The sequence below is a fragment of the Dyella sp. GSA-30 genome (assembly GCF_027924605.1).
GTDB lineage: Bacteria > Pseudomonadota > Gammaproteobacteria > Xanthomonadales > Rhodanobacteraceae > GSA-30.
On record NZ_AP027042.1, the window covers coordinates 3,900,029 to 3,917,431 of the forward strand.

Sequence of the window (17,403 nt, forward strand, 5' to 3'; positions counted from 1 at the left end):
AGGAAACCTTGAAAAATCGCCCTGTTCTTGTAAGAGCGGCTTTAACCGCGGCCCGCGTGTGCGTAACGGCCGGTAGCGGCTGAAGCCGCTCCTACAAAGATTGCAGCGTTGAAGTGGTTCGAGACGATCTTCAGTTACTGAAAAAACGAGCAAATGACCGCGTCAGGTGTTCCGCGGTCGCTTCCATGATCTTCACGGCGATATGGTCTACATGCCGTTGGGTCCACGGCTCCAACTCCGTGCCTTTCACCCACCGGTTGAACGAGCCCAGCGCCGGCCCGGTCTGAATCTGATAATTCACGCGATCATCCCCTTTACCTTCCATGGCGATACGCGTGCAGTAAGCGAAGTACCAGCGAAATACCAACGCCATCTTGTGCTTCGCATTAGCTTCCGCCTTGGCAACTTCATGCTCCAGGCTTACCGACCTGAAATAGTTCGCGGTCTCGTGCCAGATCTCTTCAAAGGTTTTCTTGAAGAACGTGCTTTCCAGCTGCTTTCGGGTACGGGCGGGAATGTCGTCCAGGCTGTCGTAATGGCGATACAGCGACAGCAGCTTGTTCGCGCGTGCCGGAAAGAACACGGACTTCTTCATGACCTGCACCTGGGCGCCGATTTCAAACATGTCGCCTGCCGGTGCATATTCGGTGTCCTGGATATCCATTTCCTGCAGCATGGATTTTCCATCCGCGCTCATGCCCGCTTCCACGGTGCATTGGTTGATCGAACCGGTGGCGACGAAATCGGCGCCCAGCAACAACGCCGCCGCAGCCGCCTCCGGTCCGCCGATGCCGCCCGCCAACCCCATGCATATCGGCTCCAGATAAGCGTGAGTCCGCTGCATGTCGTCACGAAGCTGCAGCATGGGCGGCAGCATCACCGCCGCTATGCCACCGTCCGTATGGCCACCAGAGTCGGCCTCCACGCATATGTCGTGGCTGACCGGGATCTTTTGCGACAGTTCGGCCTGCAGCGGCGTGATCAGCTGCCGCTCCAGCAACTTCTCCACGATCGCGATTGGCGGCGGACTCATGAACGCCTTGGCCACCTCCGGCCGCGACACTTTCGCCACGATACGATGGTCGCAAACGACATCGCCGTGTGCATCGGTACGCAGTCCCTGCAACCGAAACTTGATCAAGGCCGGCGTCATTTGCATGAAGGCGGCCGCTTCGATGTTCCGAATCCCATACTTGAGGTAGAGGTCGACTACAGCCTCTTCGTGCGCCGGATACTCGTAGTTCGCCAGCAAGTTCATGCCATACGGTTGACCCGCACTCAACTCGCCTTGAATACGGACGATGTTCGTCTCGATCTTGCTCGGTGAAAGCCCGCCCGCCCCGAAGAAACTCAGCAGGCCTGCCTTCGCCATCTTGATGACCAGTTCGGCGGAAGCCACGCCGCGATACATGGCACCGGCCATGTATGCGTACTTCAGGCCAAAGCGGCGGCGAAACACTTCACTACCAAGTGACGTCGCCTCGATCCGAAGCGGCACGCCATGGCCGGTGACCCGGCCTATGTCGCGAACCGCTTCGGCCACGCTCGCTTCGCGCTGGCCCACGTTCGTCACCGGTATGGATTCGTCGGATATCGCCTCATCCGTTTCCGAATCGCTCCAACGCCCGTCCACCGGAGCATCGTCGACGATCGCCGTCTCCTTGGCCTTTATCTCCAGCACCATTTTCGAAAGTACGCTTGCACCTATCTCCTGGAACTCGACCTCGCCGCGACCCATCACATAGCGAATCGAATCCACCCATTGGACCGGCGCCGCGATCTGGCTGGCCAAGGTCTCGGCGATTCGGGCGCGGTCGTACGGGCGAGCGGTAGCATTGGCGATCACCGTGATAGCCGGCGCGGCAAAGGTGAACTGCTTCAGGAACTGGGCAAACTCACGCTGCGCCGATTGCATATGACGGGAGTGAAAAGCCGCGCTGACGTTCAGCATCACGCAGCGCAGGTTTCTCTGCGCAAACAAGTCGGCCGCCACGGCGAGCACGTCTTTCTCACCGGCAATGACCGTTTGTGTTGGCGTGTTGAAGTTGGCAACGTCGATCTGGCCGAGTTTGTGCTCGTCGAGGATTGCCTTTATCTCGCTGGCCGATATCCCGAGTACCGCCGCCATGCCGCCGCCAGTGGCGGCACCCATCAGTTCACCCCGCTTTTTTACCAGGCGCAGTCCCGTCTCGAAGGAGAACACGCCGGCCGCGAGCAATGCGTTGTACTCGCCCAGGCTGTGGCCCGCGAGGAAATCAGGCTGCCAACGGGTTTCGGTCGCAGTATGCAGATCGCGCTGGTGGAGATAGTGCAACGCATTGACGGCGAACAGTGCCGGCTGAGTGTATTGGGTCTGCGAGAGCCGCCCCTGACTGTCTGCCAGGCAGAGTTCCTCGAGCGAATAACCGAGAATGTCGGAGGCCTCCTTGACCAGCTCGGGGAAGAGTGGGAAGAGATCCTTGCCCATTCCTTTGAACTGGGAGCCCTGGCCGGGAAAGATAATTGCCTTCATTGTGCGTGACTCCACGTTGCGCTCACTGCTTGCATGGTTGCCCTGCTGTCCTGGTGCTACCGGTGTTTCGGTTTGCTTTATTCCTGGCGTTGTCGTTCGGTGCAGCGTCGTCAACTCAAGCAACCGATCCATGTCGCCACCCAACGGCGACATGAGCTGATAGGTCTGGGAGGGCGAGTCGGCCGATAGCCCATACTTCAGAAAGGTCGCCATCGTTCCGCTTGGACCGACATCGATATAGCGGCAGCTTCCGCTCGACTCGATCAAGCCAATGGTTTGCTGAAAGAGGATCGGATCGCGCACGACCGACCAGAAATGCTCGCCCGGCATCGAGTGCAACAGCTTGCCGCTGGCACAACAAGCGATGGGAATATCGCCCTGCCGCGGTCGAAGCGTTTGAAGAAAGGTCTGGTACGGCTGCCTGCCCGCGTCGATCCAGCGCGAATGGAAGGCAAAGTCGATCGGCAGACGCTGAAACGCCATGCCTTGCCGGCGAAGATGAGCTTCGACTGCGGCGACGTTCGGCTGGGGTAACGAGAGCACCGTATGGGTGGCGAAATGGCTTGCTCCGAGTTCACATAGCGCGAGCAGCTCGGGGGTTAGGTAGCGTGTCGGCTCGCCCACTACTGCGATCATGCAACCCGGCTCGCAGTGGTTTTCCAGCGCGAGTGCCTGCTCGACCGCGGCCAGCAGCGCAGCGTCAGGATCCAGGCAACCGGCCACGGCCGCGGCGGCAAACGTCCCCAGGCTCGCGCCCACCACTATGTCAGGCCGGATGCCGCGATCGATCAGCGAAGTTGCCAGTGCATGTTCGACCATGAATATGGCGGCATGGCTGTGCAAAAGACGGTCGAAAGGAATGTCTCGAGTGCTCTTTTCCGCAAACAGCACGGCTAGTACGGATTCACCGCAGCGCTTTCGCACCACTCGGTCCGAATGCTCGATCGCGGCGCGAAAGCAATCGTCAAGCTCAAACAATTCCCGGCCCATCTGGAAATGCTGTGAACCCTGTCCCGAAAAAAGAAATACGTTTTTCACATTACGTGCACATATTGCCGAGCGTGACTCGACCTCAAACTCACGCAGCCCGTTAAAGCCGGGGCGAGTGAGGGAATGAGGGATATGGGGCAGACCGTACAAACAGCCTCCTGGAACGTACGCAATAGGACGGGTGATCTCGAAAATCGCGCACAAATGAGCCGGCCATGCTTATCTGGCAGGTCACCGCCCAGAAAGGATGACGTTGTTTTATTTCAGTTCGGCGCTTGCGAAGCTGGCTAATCGGCCTGCATCTGTTTGCGTAGCGAGAGCGGTCGCATATCCGTCCAGACCTCGCTGATAAATGCCAGGCAGCTCTCTTTTGAGCCTTGCTTGCCTACCTTCGTCCACCCGCTGGGCACGGCCTTGTTCAAAGGCCAGATGGAATACTGTTCCTCTTGATTGACAACCACTTCATACATCTCCTCCGACTGGCTCAAACTGCTGGACATGCATGCTCCTATGCAAAGACAAAGAGGGACATCGGCGCCGCTACCGATCGGCTGCCCGGTTATTCATCTTGAAGGGTGATTTGTATCGCGCCTCGCAAGGCTCGTCCCTGGAAAGAGACGGCGGCACCGTGCCACGGGCGTTGTAAAAGCGCCCGCTATCAAGATGGCGCAATCGGGAACGGCGCAGCTGCTCGCGCAGCCACCCACCCGGCGCGGCTGCCCGAAAGCCGCCAACGCATCGATACCTGTGTTCTCCATGTACCCTCGCCCTGAGTTCCCGACCCGGCCCCGCTCATTGCCTCGAAACGCAATGATCCAGCTATTTACCTTGCGCGTTGCATCGATCGACGGAACCAGCTGCGCAAGCCTGGGTATGACCCTGGCACACATAAATTCAATCGCTTCGAATCACTTACCGAACGCACACGGAATTCATTCCATGCCACGGCGAATCCCCGTTCTCGCCGTTCGCATACTTCGAATAATACGAGCCTGTTTGTCAATAAGTATGATCTTGCGTTAAGACGCAAGATCTTGCTTATTAGGCCAATCCTTAAATCTGTCACGGACTCGGCTGGCGTAATGAGCAGTGCTTCACTTTTTCCAATGACACTTTGTTTCGCGAAACTTGCGAAAATCCCACGTGCCGAATAGACGGGGGATCTTCGAACCCGTTTACCAAGCAAAATATGTGAGCACGACATCAGGCTCGATAAAACAAAAGCCGATCTCACAAACCTGTCCACAAACGAAAGCGTCGCATAGAGTCTCTGTCAGGCGCAGCCGAATAACTCCCTGCCGCAGATCGACCAGAAATACGGACGCGGCACTGAAATCGAAATATCGCCCCACCGCGTTGAATGCCGCTTTGAACAGACTTTCCTTTGCGGAAAATACAGCGGTAAGCAGGGCGCTAGTGGGCAATAAGTGGGTAAGCGTTTCCAGGTATCGACGCTCGATGGCGTCAACCGTCGTTGCCGATAGCGCAGCGGAAGCATCGGGGCCGGCGATATGCTCAAGGTCGATACCCACCCCCGAGCATTCGCCATGGCGTAAGGCCACGGCTGCCGCGTAGGCGTGCGTGTGCGAAATGCTGCCTATGACATCGACTGGCCACATCGGCTGGCGTGACGCACCGATACCAACCTCGAAGGCTGAAATGCCCAATGCATCGAGGGCCTGGCGCGCCGCCCATCGGCCGAAATAGAACTCCGCTTGACGCTTGTGAACGCTGCGCGCCACACCCGGTGGACAAGCAATGCCAGCGGCGGCGAAGGCTGTCGTCGAAAACTTCTCTATATCGAAGCCGCCTAGATAAACGTTCAGTTGAACACCCGCAGGCGTACTTACCGAGACACGGCGCATGTCATGCAAGGCGGCCGAATGGCCGTCAATCACCGGAGTACTGCCTGGAGGGGCTACGAGCTTCATTGAGTGGTCGAAACGAGGATGGAGGCCACGGGTCGACCTGAATGGATAGCGCGCCGAGCACGCAATATGGGCCATCCATGCATGCGAATCAATGCAGTGAATCCGATAATTCCGTCACATATTTCGCTGTTTTAGCTGAACGTCCGCGCCAAATCTGCTGCGCCGCAGGATGACAGCAAGATTTCGCTCCCCCATTCTCGCGCCGCAAGTTTGTGGGGACTTGCTGGTCCTTTAACCGCCCTGGGGAAAAATTGATGAGCCGTCGCCATTCGGCGCTGTCTACGCTTGCGCCTGCTTTCCGTTTACGTCCGTTGGCTGCCGCATGCGCCACGATGTCCATGTTCTTCTGGGGTGCCGGCGCGGTCTATGCGCAGGACCAACCCCAGGACAATTCGAAGCCTGCATCGACAGCACCGCCAGCGACCTCTACCAAGGACAAACGCCCGACCAATCCGGATTCGGTCAGCAACCTGGACACAATCACCGTGACCGGTATCCAGGCATCCATACAAAATGCACTGAAAGCGAAACAGAACTCCGACAATATCATCGAGGCGATATCTGCCGAAGACATCGGCAAGTTGCCCGACAGCAGCATCGCCGAGAGCCTGGCAAGGCTTTCCGGACTTGCGACCCAGCGTGTGGATGGACGAGCCAACCAGATTTCGATTCGCGGCCTGTCGCCGGATTTCACCGGCACCACCTTGAACGGGCGTGAGCAGGCGACCATCGGCGAAAACCGCGGCGTCGACTTCGATCAGTATCCGTCCGAACTGATCAGCGGTGCTGCCGTGTACAAGACGCCCGACGCGAGCCTGATCGGCCAGGGCCTTTCCGGCACCGTCGACCTGCACACGATCCGTCCGCTCGACCTGCCGCAACGCACGCTGGCAGCCAACCTGCGTGGCGAGAATGCGTCCAACGGGAGTCTCAATCACGGCTCGAATGTTGGCGACACCGGACACCGCGCCAGCTTTTCGTACATCGACCAGTTCTTCAATCACACCTTGGGTATTGCGGTAGGTTTCGCACAGCTCGATTCGCCGGTGCAGGAGAAACAGTACCAGGCATGGTGGTGGAGTCTGAATAACGGGCCGCAAGGTGCCGAGGGCAATTGGGGTGCGGCGCATACGCCAGGCCTGCCGGACAACGTGCTTTCTCAGGAGGGCGCACAGCTGCGCGCCAAGTCTGAGAACCAATTGCGCAACGGCCTGATGACGGTGATCGAATGGGCACCGAACGAGCACTATCACTCGACGCTGGATCTGTACTACTCCACGTTCAATCAGAAAACGTACTTGAACGGTGCGCAGTGGTCGAGCAGTCCCTATGACAACGTTTCTTATTCGAACGTGGGCGCCATGCCGGCGCAGCCCTATCCGATCGTCACTACCGGGCATATCGACGGACTGAAAGCGGTCCTGCAGAACGAGTACACCAAGGAAAAGGACAAGCTGTTTTCCGCCGGCTGGAATAACCAGTACGACTTCGGCAATGGCTGGGTGACCACCTCGGACCTCTCGTATTCAAGCGCCAAGCGGCGCCTGCACGATGCGTATCTGTTTGCCGGCCTGCCCGGTCAGGCGACCAGTTCCACCGATTTCGCCACGCCGCTCGATCAGGGCTTTCCCAACTTTCAGCCAGGCGTGAATTTCGGTGATCCGGCGACGGTCTTTCTCACCGACCCGAACGACTATGGCTACGACGGTCGCGAAGAATTCGATCGGCAGAAGGACACGATCAAGGCGATTCGATTGGAAGTGAGCCATCCGGCGGGATGGATTTTCAGCGACTTCAATCTCGGCCTGAACTACTCCGATCGACAGAAGACCAAGCAGGCCGATGTCTACTTTGCATGGTTGAACGGCAACGGCTCCACCGATAGCGCCTACCAGCCCGGCTTTGCCCTGCCGATCGATCCGTCGTTCCTTAGCGGCCATACCGACCTGAGCTATGGCGGCATTCCCGGTATCGTCAATTACGACGTGCTCGGCGCACTGTCCCACCAGTACTACCTTACCCAGCGCAATGGTCAGTCCGACTGGAGTCGCAACTATACGGTCGAAGAGAAGGTCCCCGTGGCCTACTTCAAGCTCAATATCGACACCAACATGGATGGCATACCGCTGCGCGGCAATATGGGCGTACAGGTAGTCCATACCGATCAGTCGTCCGATGCCTTGCAGACCAACGGCGACGCGCTCGTGGGCCGCATTTCCGGCGGGACTAGCTATACCAAGGTATTGCCCAGCCTCAACCTGGTCGCGGAAATCGCCGATAAGCAATATCTGCGCTTCGGCCTGGCCAAGACCATGGCGCGTGGCCGCATTGACGACGAGAAAGTCGCCACGTCGGCCAGCGTCGCCGTCATCACCGACGGCCCGGGTGCGGGACAAGCGCTGTGGTCCGGCTCGGGCGGCAATCCCAAGCTCAAGCCCTATATCGCCGTGGGCGCGGATCTGTCCTGGGAAAAATATTTCGGCACATCCAGCTACGTGGCTGCGGCCGTGTTCAACAAGAATCTGTTGAACTACATCTATAACCTGACCACACTCGATTACGACTTCTCGAACTACATCAACGACAACCCGACGTTGAAGCCATCGAGCAATATCGGCTCGTTCACGCGGCCGGAGAACAGCTCCGGCGGCAAGATGCAGGGACTGGAGTTATCGGGCGCGCTCGAAGGCGCCCTCATCACGCATGCGCTGGATGGCTTTGGCGTGCAGGCGAATTTCTCGCTGACCAATACAACGCTCCCGGTCAGCGCGGTATCGACCATTCCCGGAAGCCCGTCCACCCTGCCCGGCCTGTCGCGCAAGGTCGCCAACCTCGCCTTGTACTACGAAAAGTACGGCTGGTCGGTGCGCATTGCCGAACGTTATCGCTCGTCGTTTACCGGCGAGGCGGTCGCGCTGTTCGATCAGCTTGGCTATACCAAGATACTGGCCGACAAGCAGACCGACTTTCAGCTCGGATACGCCTTCGACCAAGGGCGCTGGAGCGGGCTGTCGATTCTGTTGCAGGTCAACAACCTGACCAATTCGCCGATGAAGACGGTGCAGATATCGGCGTTGCCGAACGGGGTGAGTATTACCCGCCCGCTCGAATACGACACCTATGGCCGTACGGTGATGTTCGGCGTCAACTACAAGCTCTGATGGTGTCGCACGTGTAAAACGAAGCCTTAAAACGTACCGGTTTGCGTCACGCCTATGGCCACGGCGCAAGCCACCGCTGCGACGGATGCCAGGTGCGACAGCCAGCTGGCTCGGGAGGTGTTGAAACCCGCCATATCGATTCTCCTCATAAAGTGGAGAAATTTTCCGGGAGTGCGGCCGCCAAATCCAATCGCTTGTTTGGATGCCGGGGATAGGCTTTCCCTATGCTCAGCCGGCGGCAAGCGCGGCCCGGACCTCTTTCTTGAAACGCAGTATCTCGTCACCCGAGATAAGGTTCTTGCCGATCAATTCGAGAATCTCCTCGACATCGCTGGATGCCTCGAACGCTTCCTCGCAGATGATGCCGGCGATCGGCCCCAGGTAGTTCAGTGCCACCCGTTCAATGATCTTTGCGGTGTGACCGCCCGAGGCCGCGCTGGCCGGTGGGCCGGCGGGCGCGCTGACGGCGGGGGGCGGCGCGGAACGCGGCTCTTGCGTACCGCCACCGCCAAGCCCTCTGGGCGGGCCCGACTCGAACCCGCCCAGCAGCCAGCTCTGGGCGGCCTGGCTCAGCGTGCTGCGGCCAGCGGCGTTGCTGCCCGGATCGGGCTGGAAACGACCACGCCCGCCTTGGGTGTTGGAGAGCAACTGCACGGCGTCATCGCCGCGCAGGCGGCTGTAGATGACGTCCTCGATCATGCCGCCGCGCATGCGGATCGTGCAGGAGTGGTTGTCCGTGGTGGCGATAAAGAAGAACCCGGAGGACTTCTTTATCGCCAACGCGTGCAACTCGCGCAAGATGTCGATCAGGCTTCGAGACTCATTGGCCATGCGGGTTCCTGCCTGCGACTGTCGTGTAGTGTCCTTTCACGGGCGGCTCAACGTTTACTCAAACGCTCCATCGCCAATCTTACGCTGTTGGAAAGGCGTGCGATGGCGCGGGCGAGCGTACCAATTTCATCCTTGAGGTTGACCTCGTCGATCGTGTTATCCCATTTGCCCAGGCTCAGTTCGTCGGCAACAGCGGTCAGGCGCTGCACCGGCTTGAGCACGCGGCTCCAGATCAATGCCGATTGCAGGCCCAGCAACAGCGCGCAGATAACCAGGCCAAAACCCGCGATCCACATCGACTGGCGATGAATCTGACCGTTGACGTCGCTCTTGGGATAGGCAGCGATCAGGGTGAAGCCCCACCCCGGCACGTCCTGCTTGCTGATCACCCAGTCGCGCGGATTCTGTTTGACGATGGTGTCCATCGCTTCAGGAGTCTGGGTGGCTCCCGTCTTGGAGTGGAAACGCAGTTTGCCCTTGCTGTCGAACAAGGCTACGAAGCCCGAATTGAGCACGCTGGACTGGCTGATGACGCGGTCGAGCGAATCCAGATCGGTCTTGTAACCCACGTACCAGATGCCGATCACGCTGCTGTTGCCCGCGTTGTAGATGGGCTCGTAACCGGTCACATAGGGGCTGCCAAGAATGTCCACCACACCGTAGAAATTGGTGTCCTTGCGAATATTGGCGATCACCGGACCGTTCGGGTCCAGCTGGGTACCCACGGCGCGGCTGCCATCGTCCTTCTTCACGTTCGTAGCGATACGCACGTAATCGTTGCCCGAACGCGAAAAGATCGTGGCCGTGCCTCCGGCGATCTGGGTCACTTGATCGACCAGCTCGAAATGATTGGCCTGGCGAGTCGATCCGAACTGCAGGTCGCTGGCCTGATGCCCGGCCACATCCACGTCAGGACCAGCACTCGGATTGCCCAGCCGGTCGCTCTCGGTGCGCAGCAGGCGCATGGAGCTTTTTACCTGGTCCAGCATGATCGATCGGGTCACCGCCAGCAGGCTCTGCAGCGCGGTGGTCTGGCGGCCGATCGATGCGTCGGCGTCGTCCCGGATCCGGCTTGCCTCGGTCGTAGCGAGAACGAAGGTAGAGGCGATGACGGCAATCAGCACCAAGGCCAATACCGGCAGCAGCAGGCGCACCCGCAGCGAGCGTTGAAACATGACTTTCCCCTGATTAAAAAAGCACCCACTTGAGTCTTGGCTCCCGCGACCTCTCATGCCAGGGCAAGTGGCCAGTCATCGGGAACGGCATGACGCGTCAGTTGCGCGTCTACTTGCAAGCATAACCGGCACTTGCACGGCTTCGACATGGTCTGCGGTCTTCAGCGCGACATGATGCCACTCATACGTATGAAATTGTGATGCGGCTCGCAAGGGATGCGCCATGCGCCTTTGGTCTTAAAACGTTTACATGGTCGCGTGCAAACGCAGTCGTCGAGTAGACACCCCTCCTCATTCGTCATCCCGGCGCAGGCCGGGACCCAGTGGCTTTGTGCTGGGTTATCGCGAGAACCATCAAGCACTCGCTCTATCGCAAAACCAGAAATCGAAGTCACTGGGTCCCGGCCTGCGCCGGGATGACGGCTAGGGAGGTCTTTCGAGGTTTCCGACGTTGCCCCGCAAGCAGATCATAGTGATAATTTACATCACATTATTATCATAATTCACTGTTTTTATTTATATTTAAATCAACCAGCCTCTGCTTCACCAAGACATCACCAAACCGAGAGAAGTATTGAAGCGGTGTCTTGCGTCAACGCGAGGGGTCCCATGGATAAGCCAGTTCCCGGTCGGCGTCATTTCCTGATCAGCACCGCCGTTGCGGCCGGTGCCGGCGTAGCAGGTTCACTCGGCGCGAAAGTCCATGATGGCGAACTCGGCGCGCCGCCGCGCACCTACAAAGGTGGCGTGCCCTGGACCGAGGGGCTGGCGGATCAACCGCCGGGGATCTCCGGCACCGACTTCAAGTTCTTCACGCCTGCCGAGCGCGTGTTTATCGAAGCGGCAGTCAGCCGTCTGATTCCCAACGACGAGGTTGGGCCGGGTGCCGTCGAAGCGAATGTACCGTTCTTTCTGGATCGGCAGCTGGCCGGGCCGTTTGGCCGCGGCGATCATTACTACCTGGGCGGACCGTGGCCCAAAGGCGCGCCGGAACAGGGCTATCAAAGCCGTTTCTCGCCGGCGCAGATGTATCGGGCGGCCATCGCGGCGATCGACAAATATGCGCACGCGAATTTCAACGGCGCGGACTTCGCGAAATTGTCCGACGACGATCGCGACAAGCTGCTGAAGGGCATGGAAAGCGGCTCCATCCAGCTGGAGGACGGCGTCGACGCCAAGACCTTTTTCGCCATGCTGCTGCAGAACACCAAGGAAGGTTATTTCTCCGACCCGATCTACGGCGGCAACAAGGATATGGCCGCCTGGAAAATGATCGGCTTCCCCGGCGCGCACTACGACTATCGCGAATGGGTGACGCGCCACGGCGAGCCGGTGCCCTTCCCGCCCGTGGGTTTCAAGGGCCGTCCTGGCTGGAATGGGGAGAGCTGAGCATGGCGACGACCTTGAAACCCGTCGATGCGGTGATCGTCGGCTTTGGCTGGACCGGCGCGATCATGGCGCAGCAACTGGCCGACGCGGGGCTTGAAGTGCTTGCGTTGGAACGCGGCCCCTGGCGCGACACGTCCACCGACTTCGCCACCGGTTTTGCGCAGGACGAACTGCGCTACATGTGGCGGCATCATCTGTTTCAGAACGTCTCCGACGACACCCTGACGGTCCGCAACAACACCAGCCAGACAGCCTTGCCGATGCGGCACCTGGGTTCGTTCCTGCTCGGCACGGGCGTCGGCAGCGGCGGCGTGCACTGGAACGGCCAGATCTGGCGTTTCCTGCCTTCGGACTTCCTGACCAAGAGTCACAACGAACAGCGCTACGGCAAGCAAGCGGTCACCGATTACGACCTGACCGTGCAGGACTGGGGCGTCACCTACGAAGAGCTCGAGCCCTTCTACAACCAGTTCGACGTACTGTGCGGAACCAGCGGCAAGGCCGGCAACCTCAACGGCACGATTCAACCCGGCGGCAATCCGTTCGAGGGCGCGCGTTCGGCCGAATATCCCACGCCGCCGATGCCGCAAACCTATGGGCCCACGCTGTTCGGCAAGGCCGCGACCGAGCTCGGACGGCATCCGTTTCCTCATCCCACCGGCAATCTTTCGCAGCCCTACGTCAATAACTTCGGCGCACAACTGGGCGCGTGTACCTACTGCGGCTTCTGCGAAAAGTTCGGTTGCGGCAACTACTCCAAGGCCAGCCCGCAGACGACTCTCCTGCCCTATGTGATGGCCAAGCCCAATTTCACCCTGCGCACCGAAACTGAAGTGCTGAAGGTGGAGCTGTCGCCCGATCGCAAGCACGCCACCGGCGTCACTTACGTCAACAGCGCGGGCGAAGAGTTCTTTCAGCCTGCGTCGATCGTGATCCTGTCGTCTTACATCCTGCAGAACGTGCGCCTGCTGTTGCTCTCGGGCATCGGCACACCGTACGACCCGCAGACGGGCCAGGGCGTGGTGGGTAAAAACTATGCCTACCAGACCATGTCGTCGGTGAACGTGTTCTTCGACGACAAGCTGATCAATCCTTTTATCGGCGCGGGTGCGCTCGCCACCGTGGTCGACGATTTCAATGGCGACAACTTCGATCACTCGGGGCTTGGCTTTATCGGCGGCGCCTATATCGCCGGCATGATCACCGGCGGGCGCCCGATCGAGATGATCTACACCCCGCAAGGCACGCCGGCCTGGGGCATGGCCTGGAAACATGCCGCGGCGAAAAATTACCTACGCTCCTTCAGCCTGAGCGTGCACGGCTCATGCATGAGCCATCGCGGCAACTATCTGGATCTGGACCCCACCTACCGCGACATTCATGGCCGGCCGATGTTGCGCATGACGTTCGACTTTACCGACAACGAACACAAGATGTCCGACTACCTCACGGATCGCGCCGCGGAAATCGCCAAAGCGATGAATCCGCGTGAGATCAAGCTCAATCGGCGTGTTGGCTCGTGGAGCGTCGTGCCCTACCAGACCACCCACAATACCGGCGGCGCCATCATGGGCGACAGTCCGGCCAGCAGTGTCGTCAATAAATACCTGCAGAGCTGGGACGTCTCGAATGTGTTCTCGATGGGTGCCGGTGCCTTTCCGCAAAACGCCGGCTACAACCCCACCGGTACCGTCGCCGCGCTGGCGTATTACTCGGCGCAGGCGATCGTGCAGCAATACCTGAAGAATCCCGGTCCACTGGTACAGGCGTAGTGCCATGCGCATACTGTTTCGTATCGTCGGAGTGTTGCTGGTGCTCGGCCTGATCGCCGGCGCGTTTGTCTCCTGGAGCATGAGCCGTGCTTCGAGCCTGCCGGCGACGCCGGTCACGTCGGTGGCCGCCGCCAGGATGCTGCTGGATCCGATCACCGATGGGCCCAACGCGGAACAACTACGACATGGACAGTATCTGGTGCGCATGGGCGATTGCCTTTCGTGCCACCTGCGCGCCGACGGCGAACCGTTTGCCGGCGGGCTGGGACTGAACACGCCCTTCGGCGTGATCTACTCCTCGAATATTTCATCCGATCCGAGTCACGGCATCGGCAACTGGACGCCCGATCAGTTCTACCGTGCCATGCACGATGGCATCGGCGGTCACGGCCAGCACCTGTATCCGGCCTTCCCTTATCCGTGGTTTCGCCATCTCAGTCGCGATGACGACGACGCCTTGCTCGCCTACCTGAAAACCACGCCGCCGGCGGCCTACGATCCGCCCGGCAATCAGTTGATCTTTCCGATGAATATCCGCGCGTCGGTATCCGTGTGGAATCTGCTGTCGCTTGGGCAAGCGCCCGCGGCGCAGCCGCCACAAGGCGCACCGCCCGAATGGAGTCATGGCGAAGCACTGGTACGCGGCCCGGGACATTGCAGTGCCTGCCATACGCCACGAAACCTGTTGGGCGCGGACAAGAAAAGCCACGACTTCCAGGGTGGTCTGCTGGACAACTTCGTGGCACCGGACCTTACCGGCAACATGCGCACGGGCCTGGGCCGATGGAGTATCGACGACATCACCGAATACCTGCGTACCGGACGCAATGCTCGCGCCGCGGCTGGCGGCCCGATGGGCGACGTCGTCACCTATTCGACTTCGTTGATCACGGATGAGGATCGACACGCCATTGCGGTGTATCTGAAGAGCCTGCCGGCCAGCGCGGATGTCGACGTGGCTGCACCCGATGCGGCGTCGATGAAGCGCGGTGCGGCGATCTTCTCCGACGCCTGCACGGCCTGCCATCTCGAAAATGCCGTCGGCCAGCCGGCGATCTTTCCCCCGCTGGGCAATAACGCGGTGGCGCAGCAGAACGATCCCACCAGCGTACTGCATATCATCCTGGCCGGAGTACGCGTCGGCCCATCGCCAACACGGCCATCGCCGCTGACCATGCCGAGCTTTGCGTGGAAGCTCACTGATCAGCAAGTAGCCGACGTGAGCACCTATTTGCGTAACAGTTGGGGCAATCGGGCGGCCGCGGTAAGCGCTTCGCAGGTGGCGAAGATGCGCGGCAAATTGCAGTTGGACAAGGAGCGGTTGACGGATAATTCGGGGGATCGTTAGTGCTTGCAATCTTTGTAGGAGCGACTTCAGGGAAGTTTTAAAAAAACCTCCCTATTCGTCATTCCGGCGAAGGCCGGAATCTACTCCTCAGCTCAGAGGCTTGCCACACAACGCCTGAAAAGCGACAACTGAGGAATGGATCCCGGCCTTCGCCGGGATGACGGTAAAAGCTGAGGTTATCCGCGGTTACCTTCTGTCGCGACAAGCCGTGATGTAACTGTGGAGTCGCGGCTAAAGCCGCTCCTACAAAACCAAGGAAGCCGCAGGGACTTCTGGGACAGGTACCGGCTTCGACACAAGCGCAAGCTGCAGCGCATCGACCCGACTGCAAGAGGCAACACCTTGACCCGGTTATTCGTGGCACTTGCCCTGATCGCATCCTGTCTTATCGCCATCAACACATCCGCGCAGGACGCCGCGCTCCGCAATGGTTTCGACATAGGCATCCCGGTACCTCCCACTCCCGTCCGCGTCGGCGACCATTGGCAGGTGAGCTATGAAATCCATCTCACCAATTTCTCCGCCGAACGGCTTACTGTCACAGGTTTCACCGTAAGCGATGCGCGTGATGGCCACACGATCACCGCGCTCTCGGGTCAACGCTTGATGGGCCATGCCACCCTTGTCGGCTCCACCACTCCCTTGAAGGGAAACCAGCTCGAGGTCGCACCCGGCCAACAAGCGGTGTTGTTCATGGATTTCACCGTGCCGATAAACGCAGCAGTCGCCACGATCCGACAACGTGTCGACTACACGGCGGCCGATGGCAGCGCCAACACGACGCAGATCGGCGACACGCCGCTGATGAGCAACGCCAAGCCTTCGCTGATTGCCCCTCCGCTTCGCGGCGGTCCATGGGTGGCGATCCACAATGCGGCATGGCCGCGCGGGCATCGCCGCGTGTTCTACACGGTCGCCGGCCACGCAAGACTGCCGGGACGGTTCGCGGTCGATTGGGTCAAGCTTGACGGCAACGGCCGCATGACCAAGGGCGATCCCGACGTCATCGCGCAAGCCTACGGTTACGGCGATGACGTACTGGCAGTGGCCGATGCAACGGTTGCCGCGGTGCGCGATGGTATGGACGAGCCCGCGCGCATCTCGCAACGCACGACGCATCAACCTGCCGACGATGCCGGCAACTATGTCGCGCTAAAGCTACCCGACGGCCGTTTCGCCTTTTACGAACACCTGAAAAAAGGCAGCGTCAAAGTCGCGGTTGGCGACAAGGTCGCCACCGGCGATGTCATCGGATCATTGGGGTTTTCCGGGGAATCCACCGGGCCGCATCTGCACTTTCACGTGGCAAACGGCAACTCGCCTCTCGATGCAGAAGGCCTGCCCTTCGAGATCCGTCGATTCCACGTGTTGGGCAGCTATCCGGATATCGCCAAGCTTGGAACGCCCTGGGTGCCATTAGCAGCGAGCGAGACCGCGAGCCGGCTTGCCGAATGGCCGGATGCCAGCGCGGTGCTGACCTTTGACCCGTAGTCGACAACGAGCGGTCGACAACGAGCGCCGGGGGCGCATATAGACTAAATTCCTCGACAGGCATCAAGGGACTATCTATGCGCGGTCTGGATTTCAGTTCCTGGCAGGCTCTGTTCTCGACCTTGTTCGGTCTGGCCCTGATTACCTTGATCATGGTTGGCGTACGTCTGGTCGTGATGCAGACGGTGCAGCAACGACGCGAACGCGAAAATCGTCAGATCAACGAGCGCCTGCGCACCCTGATCGCCGCCTACAAGACGCTCGGCGGCTCGTTCACCGGCGACTTGGCGGTCGACCCATCGCATCTGCGCGATCTGCGGCGTAAGGCCGAGATAGAGGCAGTGCACGCAAACGAAGCGATGGAGGCGGCGGCGCTCGACGATGGCAGACATAACTCCGATCGCGCACGCCGGATTCGCGATGCCGTAGAGGCCGCACTCTCCGACATCATTCTGCTAGGCACCGAGGAACAAGTGCAGTTGGCCGCCAAGGCGGCTACCGAGCTTGCCGCCGGGCGCCCTGCGCATACCGACAGACTCGTTATCTCGCTACGTGACTTTATTCGCCAGGTGCTGGACCTGGAACCGGTGCCGAGCCACCTTTCCATTCCTGCGCAAGGCCCAGCCCGACCCTCAGCGTCACGTGGAGCCGGCAAAGGCGAAGGCGGCGGCAATCAGGGCGGTGGCAAAGGTATGGGCGGTGGCGCGGCCGGCGGCGGTGGCATGGGCATGGGTGGCCTGTCCACCGATGAGGATTCGAGCCACCACCGTTAGGCCATGGCCGTCGCGTCATCGTAGGGCCAC

General features: G+C 59.9%; 11 protein-coding genes. 6 read left to right on the forward strand and 5 right to left on the reverse strand.

Annotated elements, in window-relative coordinates; all coding sequences use genetic code 11:
* Positions 1 to 130 precede the first annotated feature (130 nt).
* The 3 genes from fabD to QMG46_RS16415 form a co-directional block, all read right to left on the reverse strand.
* On the reverse strand, positions 131 to 3,706 hold the full coding sequence (gene fabD / locus QMG46_RS16405; RefSeq protein ID WP_281848919.1) for an ACP S-malonyltransferase: 3,576 nt from the start codon (positions 3,704 to 3,706) through the stop codon (positions 131 to 133).
* Positions 3,707 to 3,789: 83 nt separating this feature from the next.
* The gene (locus QMG46_RS16410) at positions 3,790 to 4,002 is read right to left on the reverse strand and encodes an MbtH family protein (RefSeq protein ID WP_281848920.1); all 213 of its coding nucleotides are present in this window, start codon (positions 4,000 to 4,002) and stop codon (positions 3,790 to 3,792) included.
* Between the two features lie 675 nt (positions 4,003 to 4,677).
* On the reverse strand, positions 4,678 to 5,433 hold the full coding sequence (locus QMG46_RS16415; RefSeq protein WP_281848921.1) for a 4'-phosphopantetheinyl transferase family protein: 756 nt from the start codon (positions 5,431 to 5,433) through the stop codon (positions 4,678 to 4,680).
* Positions 5,434 to 5,687: 254 nt separating this feature from the next.
* On the opposite strand from QMG46_RS16415, the gene QMG46_RS16420 reads away from it, so the two are divergent.
* Positions 5,688 to 8,594, forward strand: a complete 2,907-nt coding sequence (locus tag QMG46_RS16420) for a TonB-dependent receptor (RefSeq protein WP_281848922.1) — start codon at positions 5,688 to 5,690, stop codon at positions 8,592 to 8,594.
* A 228-nt stretch (positions 8,595 to 8,822) separates the two neighbouring features.
* Here the strand turns inward: QMG46_RS16420 and QMG46_RS16425 are convergent, their stop codons facing one another.
* Both QMG46_RS16425 and QMG46_RS16430 read right to left on the reverse strand, forming a co-directional pair.
* A complete protein-coding gene (locus tag QMG46_RS16425; RefSeq protein ID WP_281848923.1) occupies positions 8,823 to 9,425 on the reverse strand; it encodes a DUF8082 domain-containing protein in 603 nt (200 codons plus the stop codon).
* A 47-nt stretch (positions 9,426 to 9,472) separates the two neighbouring features.
* A complete protein-coding gene (locus tag QMG46_RS16430; protein WP_281848924.1) occupies positions 9,473 to 10,600 on the reverse strand; it encodes a Cache 3/Cache 2 fusion domain-containing protein in 1,128 nt (375 codons plus the stop codon).
* 609 nt (positions 10,601 to 11,209) lie between these two features.
* Between QMG46_RS16430 and QMG46_RS16435 the strand changes: the two genes are divergently transcribed.
* From QMG46_RS16435 to QMG46_RS16455, 5 genes are all read left to right on the forward strand, one after another.
* On the forward strand, positions 11,210 to 11,989 hold the full coding sequence (locus tag QMG46_RS16435; protein ID WP_281848925.1) for a gluconate 2-dehydrogenase subunit 3 family protein: 780 nt from the start codon (positions 11,210 to 11,212) through the stop codon (positions 11,987 to 11,989).
* A 2-nt stretch (positions 11,990 to 11,991) separates the two neighbouring features.
* Entirely contained in the window at positions 11,992 to 13,761 is a 1,770-nt protein-coding gene (locus QMG46_RS16440) for a GMC family oxidoreductase (protein ID WP_281848926.1), read from the forward strand.
* Positions 13,762 to 13,765: 4 nt separating this feature from the next.
* Positions 13,766 to 15,109 carry a c-type cytochrome gene (locus QMG46_RS16445; protein WP_281848927.1) on the forward strand — a complete coding sequence of 448 codons (1,344 nt, stop codon included), beginning with the start codon at positions 13,766 to 13,768 and terminating at the stop codon, positions 15,107 to 15,109.
* Positions 15,110 to 15,451: 342 nt separating this feature from the next.
* A complete protein-coding gene (locus QMG46_RS16450) occupies positions 15,452 to 16,600 on the forward strand; it encodes a M23 family metallopeptidase (RefSeq protein WP_281848928.1) in 1,149 nt (382 codons plus the stop codon).
* A gap of 77 nt (positions 16,601 to 16,677) precedes the next feature.
* Positions 16,678 to 17,373: a hypothetical protein gene (locus tag QMG46_RS16455; protein ID WP_281848929.1), complete on the forward strand. Its 696-nt coding sequence runs from the start codon at positions 16,678 to 16,680 to the stop codon at positions 17,371 to 17,373.
* Positions 17,374 to 17,403 lie beyond the last annotated feature (30 nt).

Coding starts and splice junctions, on each gene's coding strand:
- QMG46_RS16410 (WP_281848920.1), bottom strand. CDS start 4,002: ATGTCCAGCAGTTTGAGCCAGTCGGAGGAGATGTATGAAGTGGTTGTC.
- QMG46_RS16445 (WP_281848927.1), top strand. CDS start 13,766: ATGCGCATACTGTTTCGTATCGTCGGAGTGTTGCTGGTGCTCGGCCTG.
- QMG46_RS16430 (WP_281848924.1), bottom strand. CDS start 10,600: ATGTTTCAACGCTCGCTGCGGGTGCGCCTGCTGCTGCCGGTATTGGCC.
- QMG46_RS16435 (WP_281848925.1), top strand. CDS start 11,210: ATGGATAAGCCAGTTCCCGGTCGGCGTCATTTCCTGATCAGCACCGCC.
- QMG46_RS16440 (WP_281848926.1), top strand. CDS start 11,992: ATGGCGACGACCTTGAAACCCGTCGATGCGGTGATCGTCGGCTTTGGC.
- QMG46_RS16415 (WP_281848921.1), bottom strand. CDS start 5,433: ATGAAGCTCGTAGCCCCTCCAGGCAGTACTCCGGTGATTGACGGCCAT.
- QMG46_RS16455 (WP_281848929.1), top strand. CDS start 16,678: ATGCGCGGTCTGGATTTCAGTTCCTGGCAGGCTCTGTTCTCGACCTTG.
- QMG46_RS16420 (WP_281848922.1), top strand. CDS start 5,688: ATGAGCCGTCGCCATTCGGCGCTGTCTACGCTTGCGCCTGCTTTCCGT.
- QMG46_RS16425 (WP_281848923.1), bottom strand. CDS start 9,425: ATGGCCAATGAGTCTCGAAGCCTGATCGACATCTTGCGCGAGTTGCAC.